At 39.5% G+C, this 7,465-nt stretch carries 9 protein-coding genes, 1 rRNA gene and 1 other annotated feature; all 10 genes read right to left on the bottom strand.

Features of this window, described 5'->3' with window-relative positions; genetic code table 11:
- A partial coding sequence (locus tag AB1721_03245) for a hypothetical protein (protein MEW5805708.1) occupies positions 1-280 on the bottom strand: 280 nt, incomplete at its 3' end.
- 233 nt (positions 281-513) lie between these two features.
- Positions 514-1,599, bottom strand: a complete 1,086-nt coding sequence (locus AB1721_03240; protein ID MEW5805707.1) for an FtsW/RodA/SpoVE family cell cycle protein — start codon at positions 1,597-1,599, stop codon at positions 514-516.
- A 24-nt stretch (positions 1,600-1,623) separates the two neighbouring features.
- Entirely contained in the window at positions 1,624-1,950 is a 327-nt protein-coding gene (locus tag AB1721_03235) for a hypothetical protein (protein MEW5805706.1), read from the bottom strand.
- 74 nt (positions 1,951-2,024) lie between these two features.
- Entirely contained in the window at positions 2,025-2,837 is an 813-nt protein-coding gene (locus tag AB1721_03230) for an FxLYD domain-containing protein (protein MEW5805705.1), read from the bottom strand.
- Positions 2,838-2,946: 109 nt separating this feature from the next.
- A complete protein-coding gene (locus AB1721_03225) occupies positions 2,947-3,414 on the bottom strand; it encodes a pyridoxamine 5'-phosphate oxidase family protein (protein ID MEW5805704.1) in 468 nt (155 codons plus the stop codon).
- 5 nt (positions 3,415-3,419) lie between these two features.
- Positions 3,420-3,926, bottom strand: a complete 507-nt coding sequence (locus tag AB1721_03220; protein ID MEW5805703.1) for an N-acetyltransferase — start codon at positions 3,924-3,926, stop codon at positions 3,420-3,422.
- A 44-nt stretch (positions 3,927-3,970) separates the two neighbouring features.
- Positions 3,971-4,078 (bottom strand): 5S ribosomal RNA (gene rrf / locus AB1721_03215).
- Positions 4,079-4,214: 136 nt separating this feature from the next.
- Positions 4,215-4,951, bottom strand: a sequence feature (23S ribosomal RNA rRNA prediction is too short).
- A gap of 85 nt (positions 4,952-5,036) precedes the next feature.
- Positions 5,037-5,489, bottom strand: a complete 453-nt coding sequence (locus tag AB1721_03210; GenBank protein MEW5805702.1) for an LAGLIDADG family homing endonuclease — start codon at positions 5,487-5,489, stop codon at positions 5,037-5,039.
- Between the two features lie 389 nt (positions 5,490-5,878).
- The gene (locus AB1721_03205) at positions 5,879-6,355 is read right to left on the bottom strand and encodes an LAGLIDADG family homing endonuclease (GenBank protein MEW5805701.1); all 477 of its coding nucleotides are present in this window, start codon (positions 6,353-6,355) and stop codon (positions 5,879-5,881) included.
- A 374-nt stretch (positions 6,356-6,729) separates the two neighbouring features.
- Entirely contained in the window at positions 6,730-7,326 is a 597-nt protein-coding gene (locus tag AB1721_03200) for a hypothetical protein (GenBank protein ID MEW5805700.1), read from the bottom strand.
- Positions 7,327-7,465 lie beyond the last annotated feature (139 nt).

The raw sequence follows: 7,465 nt of genomic DNA, 5'->3' as shown, positions 1-7,465 counted from the left end.
TGAATTTGCCGCTTGCGATCAGGTAGAGGTTAAAAATATTTGAATTAGAGATTATTCCATTTTCTTTTAATGTTCTGCTAACCTCTAAAAAGCCGCTGTTTTCTTTAATCACCACTTTTGTTTCCTGGACTTCTAAAGAAAGATAAAACGCCCGGACAATAAAAGACCCCCAGATAAAAAGCGGGATAAGGCAAAAAAACAAAATTAAACCCAAGCCAAGCTTTTCTTTTTTCAAAAACTCGGCTGATTCCTGTTCAGTTAAAATTGAAGTTTTAACCATGTTGAAATAATTCTCAATTACCAATTTTCAATTTCCAATCAAATCCCAATGAACCAATTTCTAAAAGTTTGAAAATTAAAATATTGCTCACCGGGGACGGTCCGCCTCTGGTGAAAAAATCCAGTGTTTCTCTTTATCTCGCTATGCGAGATCTAGCGTGACTACAACAAGATTGGGTGAAGCCAGAAAAATTGAAAATTCAAATGATTGTTCTAAATTCTATCACAGAACAGCTACTTGCCGTAGATCTGGATACTGTTAATTATCCCCAAACCTATAAACAGTGCCAGCAAATGCGAGCCGCCGTAACTGACAAATGGCAAACCTATGCCAATTACCGGCAAAAACCCTAAGTTCATTCCGAGATGAATTACGGTTTCAACAAAAAGCCAAGCCAGATAGCCAAGAGAAAACAATTTAACATAATTGTTCATTCCTGACAAACCCAATAAGATTAACCGCCAGAAAATTATTCCCAAACTAACCAAGACCGCGGAAACGCCCAAAAAACCAAGCTCCTCGCCAATGCTGGAAAAAATAAAATCAGTTCGCGAAGCGGGCAAAAACCCTAATTGGGTTTGAGTGCCTCTGCCCAAACCCTTCCCCCAGAGACCGCCTGAACCTAAGGCAATCAAAGCCTGTCTCTGGCTATAAGAAACGCCGTAAGGATCTTGTTGGGGGAATAAAAAACCAGTGATTCTCTGCTGTTGATTTTCAGTAAAAAACCATTGCCAACTGATTAAAACAAGAATTATGAATGAGAGAATTATAAGTAAAACTTGTTTAGTCCTGGCGCCGCTGACTAACAACATCAAAAACCAAATACCTGCCAAAACCAAGCCAGAACCCCAGTCCGGCTGGAGTAAAACCAAGCCCAAAATCCCAAAAAGCGCTGCTCCAGAAATAAAGATGTGCCTAATCCGCCAAATCTCAATGTTTTTTTCTGAAAAATATCCGGCCAAAAATAAAATTAAAACCAGTTTGGCAAACTCAACCGGCTGGAAGGTAAACGGCCCAATCGCAAACCAAGCTCGGTTGCCAGAGATGGTCTTGCCAAAAACCAAAACACTGATTAACAAAACAATAACAAAAAAATATAAAATCAAAATTATAAAGGGTGAGGTGCTAAAGCCCCGAAAGTCCATTAGGCTCAAAAAAATACAGCCGGCTAAACCAACGACAATCCAAACTGCCTGACGATAAAACCAAGTCAAATTTTCTGTTTTAGTCGTACCCAAAGAATAAAGAATCGCCAAACTCAAAACTAACAAAACCGCAACTGAACCCAAAAGCCACCAATCAAGTTTTTTAATCAGCATATAGAGAAATTCAAAAATTAAATGTCATAATCTATAATTCTCAAGCAGACTCTCAACTTCTTTTTCCAGCTCCGGCCAAAAATCCACTTCTTGAGCCATTCCCAATTTCTCGATCTCTGAATCTATTTCCTTAATCAACGCACGCAAACCATCAGGATTGTCAATTTTGTCACTTTTTAAAACATCCAAAACTTTTTTGATCTTTTGATTTACAGCCAGTTCTGCTTCCGCCTTTGCTATCTCTTCTTCTAAGCGCTTTATATCTTGCTCAACTTGTAAAATTATTGCATCTATTTGTGCCTCTTCGGAAGAATCTTTTTCAGCCCCGTTAAAATTTTTATTAAGTCCCATATTTATTTAAACCTTTAACTTTATTATCCTTCACGTCATTCGGGTGAAATTCGAGTTTTTCGAGTCGCTAATGGCTAATATTGGTATCGCTGCAAAAAACTTTCGTCAGCCAAAAAGTTGATATTGGCAAGAATATCTAAACCGGCAACTGGATTGCGGTTAACAAACTTCTTTGGCCAGAAAATCCTGAATTCCCGAACCTCACCCTGACGCAGAGAAAAAATCGTTGTCCGGCCAAAACTAATAAGCCGCTTGTCTTTGTCATAAAGCACTGCCTGAATCTCAACATCATTAACATTAAAAGACGATTTGTTCTCAATCGCCCCGGTTGCTTCCGCATAACCAGAAGCTGGCGGCGACAAAAGTTTAAACTGCTGGTCCCTGATAACAAACTCGTTCTCTGCCACATAAGGCCTGATTTTGCTCCACTCTATTGTTGAAGTATTAATCTTCAATTCTATCTCTCTGGTTTCAGCCGGAGCAAATTTGGCGGTTTCCATTAACCATTGACCAGCATTAGGCATTAAAAACGATTTGCCATACAAAGATCCGGGCAGAACATAACCCGAAACGTCTTTAAAATCGATCTGGTAATCAAAAGACTTTAAGCCCCAGTTCAGATTTGGGTTTTTCAGCTGAATTGCCGCGTCAAAAGCATTGCCTTCTGGGTCAAGCAGAAAAAACTTTCTTAAGACAATTGGATAAGATAGGGTCTTAATCTCGCAAGACTGGCACGGCCCGCCGCAGTCAACTTCTTCTTCGCCTTGATTTTTTATGCCGTCAAAACAAGTTGGGGTATAAAAAATGTTCCAAGCTAAAAGCCCGATTCCGGAAAAAATCAGTAAGTAAATTGCCGCAATAACAAACTGTTTTAAAAAACGCTTCATAAAATCAATTTTAACTCAAAAAGGGGCTATGGGCAATTAAAAAACTATTCTCAAATTCTTAAGAATTTGAGAATAGTTTTTTAAGCTTCTGTTTTCTGTTTTCCGGGTTCTATAGTTCTAGCACCGGCTCTTCTCCATCATCAACGTCCTTAAACAGTTCTTGGTCAAAAAGCTTGATTCTTTTTGGAGTAATCTTATAAATCTTGCCGGTCAAACCTTTTCTTAGATTCTCATAACTTAGCTCCGGATCATCAACGCTTAAAAATTCTTTCCATAAAGATAAGGCATGTTTTATTTTCCCAGCTCCGGAGATTTCCTTGCATAAACCGTATAACTGCAGACCCTTCTTGGGCTTTTTTATATCCTGACGCGAATCAGCAATCGCGACACTGACTTTTGGATTCTGCTTAATTTGCTTGCTGTGCAAAGTTTTTTCACTGCTTAAGAAATAGAGGTTTAATCTTTTGTCAAAAGAATAATAAACCGTAGCAATCCAGGGGAAATCTCCGGCTGTTGCTACCTGCATTAACTTATTTGTCTTTAAAAAAGCTAAAATGTGCTGCCTGGTTAGTTTCATAAATTTTATAAATCTTTACTAAAAAACACCGCATCGCCATTATCATAATAATCTTTCAAAATCCCAATTTTTTTATAACCCATTCTCTGAAACAATTTCTGATTTGCTTTTAACAAAACATGGGTGTTGATAACTATCTTTTTCGCGCCAAACTTTTTTGCCTCAATCTCTTGCATTTTTATTAATCGCTTGCCTATACCCCGATTACGAAACTTGGGTAAAACCGCCAGAATAAACCCTTCTGCTTTTCTGCCATCTGGCCAGGTAATCGGATTCTGCTTGGCAATAAAAACCGCACCAACTAATTGCTTTTGGCACCTCGCTTCAATTAAAGTTCCGTAGGGGAGATATTTTTTAAGCTCTTTCAAATCAAGCCATTCTTTAAGAATTTGATCAGTTTCTGGAGTAAATTTATCTGAATCAGGACTCTGGCTAAAGGCAGCAACAAATAAGCGCTCCAGTTCTTTCAAATTCGGCTTGTTCTGAACTTGGTAAACAATTTTGTTGCTCATTAAAAACATTTTATCATAACTCTAGTCCAGCAGAAATAAAAAATGGCCGGCAATACCTACTTTCCCCCAAGGGAGTATCATCGGCGCTTATTGGTTTCACGGCTGAGTTCGGAATGGAATCAGGTGGGACACAATAAGCTATGGTCACCGGCCAAATTTATTTAAACAATAAAAAAATCAATTATCAAGTTAATCTGGTAGTAATTTTTAACTTTTCCTAAAACGAAGTTTTGTTAAAAATTTACTATCCGGATATTCGTCTTTTAGATCTAAGTTGGTATTCGCAGTTGGATCAATTAGTACGCCTTGGCTGAAATCCTTACGGATCTTACACCTAGCGCCTATAACCGTCGCTCTGCGACGGAATTACCAATAACCAATTTCTAATTCCAAATTTTTAGAATTTTAGAAAGTTTCATTGGAAATTAGTAATTAGAAATTTGATATTCCCGTTGCAGAGCAACAGACTCAACTGGTAGTCTCCCAGTGATCTCATTGGATACCTCATCTTGAGAAGGGCTTCGTGCTTAGATGCTTTCAGCTCTTATCCCATCCGCACATAGCTACCCAGCAGTTCCCTTGGCAGGAAAGCTGGTACACCAGAGGTACGTCCACTCCGGTCCTCTCGTCACGTATTCCATTATCACTAATGGCGCAGACTATACCTTCACCCATATCAATGCGCCTCGCTCTCGCGACGCGTAATTTTACGTCCTCACGAAAGTGAGACGCACTGGTCGGGGCCGGCGTTTTAGCTCAACCTTTCGGTCAAGCTCTCATCCTTTCGGAATCAGTCGTTACGGGGTCAACCCTTCGATAAACTCAAGGCGACTTCCCACGGTATTACCTTAATCAAATTCCGGTCCTCAAGTAAATTGTACTATGATTGCTAGACCAAAGCAATCACAGCTATCAACGAAACGGAACAAATTAAGGCTTCACCGTTATGAGCCGGTTTGTCATCCCGCATTACTGCGGGAAGTAGCAAAATTTTACTAGGAGCAGCTTCTCTCAAGTATCCCGCGCCCACGGCAGATAGAGACCGACCTGTCTCACGCATACAATTTAATTATTGTACGGACTATACCTTCATCCCGCAGTATGGGATGGTCAACGTTTAGTCTCTACGGGGTTAATATATGGCTTTCTCTTTTTTGAATAATTCAGAAATCTGAATTCTTCAACCAGAGAAACAAGTTTTTCAAAATCGCTTCTATCTTTTATCTTGGATTTCTTTTTAAGAATTTTAAGCATTAAACTTGCTTGTTTCTTTTTCAAAATCAAGAACGGTTTAATGTTTTTTAACAATTCTTTGATGTTTTCCTCTCTACCAATAATATATTCAACAATACCGTCATTTCTCTCTCGCAAATAACCGATTTTCATCAAGTTGCAGATGTTTTGAAAATCTTTTTGATATTTTGCGGATTGGAAGAAAACAACGTACGGGGCAATTTGATAGCCGTATCGATATTCTTTGCTTGGTTTCAAGCGAACATAAATACTGCCATCACCGTCAAGAAACCCGGCTAAATAAGCGCTTTTGGTTGACGAAATAACCATACACAACTTCCCTCGGTATTATCCTAACACACGACAGGTTAGTATTCCAACTATGTTAAGACTCCACCGATATGAGTTGACTTTACTTCTTGGTATTACTACCAAGAGCCGCCGTTTTCGATCTCTTTTTTCTGGATTCAGACTGTTTAAATCATGAGATTTTAATTTATCTCCCGACCTAAACGGTCTGAACCCAGCTCGCGTATCACTTTAATGGACGAACAGTCCAACCCTTGGGACCTCATTTATTTGTTATCTCGCGTTTCCGCGAGGATCAGACTATTCCTTCACCATATTTACTCTGTCACCAGAATAAACTGTAGGTGCAAGCCGTATGATACTCCGCCTAAAGCGGACATATCTCATCCTCGGTCTCAAAAAACCGGGAATCAGTCGTTAGAGGAAACTTGCGCCTTGATCATTGCCGCAAAGTTTTTCCGACGTTCTTTTGAACGTACATTAAACTTTGACAATGTATCAGCCAACCGAGCCATTTTCATTAAACCAAATCGCGTCGCATCAGAAGACTTTAGTATCTTCTTGGCTATGACAATCTGTTTTAACTTTGCTTTTGCGTACGGTTCAATCATGGTTAAAATCTTAAGAACCTCGCTCTTATCTCTGATTATCCAATCGTGTGTTATTCTATTGTATCTGATTTTTCCGATGCGAAATTGTTGTGCCAGAAAATAAACCAGACGAGATTCTTTTTGTGTAATTTTAACTGTCACCCGTACGCGAAAACCAAATTTTTTCTCACTGTGCTTCTCGATGGTAGCCATAATACAGCCATCGCCATCAATAAGACCAGCAAGATAAGCTCGATCAGCTTCAGCACACGTTTTTCCTACGGCATTAGCGTTCATTGTGATAATTATACCACCTGGGACCTGCAAATGCAGGTCAATGATTAGCCTCTACCGTTTTGGGCCTGTTTATTACCCCAAGGTTTCCCTTGGGGAGAGAAGTTATGTTTTCTCCAGCCCCAGGATGTGATGAGCCGACATCGAGGTGCCGAACCTGGTCGTCGATATGGACTCTCGGACCAGACCAGCCTGTTCAATAAGTTTTACCAAATAAAACTAATTAGACTATATCTTCACCCATATCAATGCGCCTCGCTCTCGCGACGCGTAATTTTACGTCCTCACGAAAGTGAGACGCACTGGTCGGGGTCGGCGTTTTAGCTAATCGCTTTGAGCGACTAACTCTGCCCTATCCAGGGCAAGTCGTTACGGGGTCAAGAGGGAATTTTATATGCCATCTGGGGCATAATAAACTGTTTAATTAACTTAACTAAACTTTCTGTTTCTTTAGTAGAAAAATAAAGAACAAAACCTTTTTGCTTTTTGTCTAAAACCTTAACAGTCAAACCAAATTTTTTTAGAATTGCTCTCTGGACAATAATTGCTTCTTGATGGGAAACTCTGCCTAAGTAAAGATAACTGCAATTATCCCTTGGATAATAATAGCCGTCATCAAGATACCAAATTGCTAATGTCAGCGCTGAAATCAACCAATGCTCCAAATTTTCAGGCAAATGTTTTTTCCCTTCGGGATAAAAAATTTGGCGCAATTTGCCAAGATCTGGTGAAGAATTTGATTGATGCCGCACATACGAATAGGTTTTGTGCGTAATCGGATGAACTCGCTTTAACATTTTAGGTTTCCCTTGAAACAATTTCGGCAGTAATTCAGTTTTCCACTCAAGATAATCACGCTGTTTAAAACTATGTTCCAAGCGCAATCGAGCGTTTCTTTTGCCAACTTTCTGAAGATAACCGTCGCCCAAAACCATACCCATTAAAGCGGCCCTTTCTTGTTTAGTGAGCTTCATAATTTTTCATTTCTTTCCCTCTGACTTCCCACGGTATTTTGAAGACCTAAAACCATTCTTTGAATGGAAAGACCGTCTTCAATCCACCGTTATAAGCCGATACTAATTTCATATTACTATGAAATGGGACAACAACCCT

The sequence above is a fragment of the Patescibacteria group bacterium genome, from assembly GCA_040753135.1.
In the GTDB taxonomy this organism is placed as follows: domain Bacteria; phylum Patescibacteriota; class Minisyncoccia; order UBA6257; family Brennerbacteraceae; genus JBFMGR01.
This window is presented reverse-complemented; position numbering and strand designations above follow the sequence as displayed.

What these genes read in the sequence shown, in the direction of transcription:
- AB1721_03240 (MEW5805707.1), bottom strand. Translation starts at nt 1,599, where the DNA reads ATGCTGATTAAAAAACTTGATTGGTGGCTTTTGGGTTCAGTTGCGGTT.
- AB1721_03235 (MEW5805706.1), bottom strand. Translation starts at nt 1,950, where the DNA reads ATGGGACTTAATAAAAATTTTAACGGGGCTGAAAAAGATTCTTCCGAA.
- AB1721_03230 (MEW5805705.1), bottom strand. Translation starts at nt 2,837, where the DNA reads ATGAAGCGTTTTTTAAAACAGTTTGTTATTGCGGCAATTTACTTACTG.
- AB1721_03225 (MEW5805704.1), bottom strand. Translation starts at nt 3,414, where the DNA reads ATGAAACTAACCAGGCAGCACATTTTAGCTTTTTTAAAGACAAATAAG.
- AB1721_03220 (MEW5805703.1), bottom strand. Translation starts at nt 3,926, where the DNA reads ATGAGCAACAAAATTGTTTACCAAGTTCAGAACAAGCCGAATTTGAAA.
- AB1721_03210 (MEW5805702.1), bottom strand. Translation starts at nt 5,489, where the DNA reads ATGGTTATTTCGTCAACCAAAAGCGCTTATTTAGCCGGGTTTCTTGAC.
- AB1721_03205 (MEW5805701.1), bottom strand. Translation starts at nt 6,355, where the DNA reads ATGAACGCTAATGCCGTAGGAAAAACGTGTGCTGAAGCTGATCGAGCT.
- AB1721_03200 (MEW5805700.1), bottom strand. Translation starts at nt 7,326, where the DNA reads ATGAAGCTCACTAAACAAGAAAGGGCCGCTTTAATGGGTATGGTTTTG.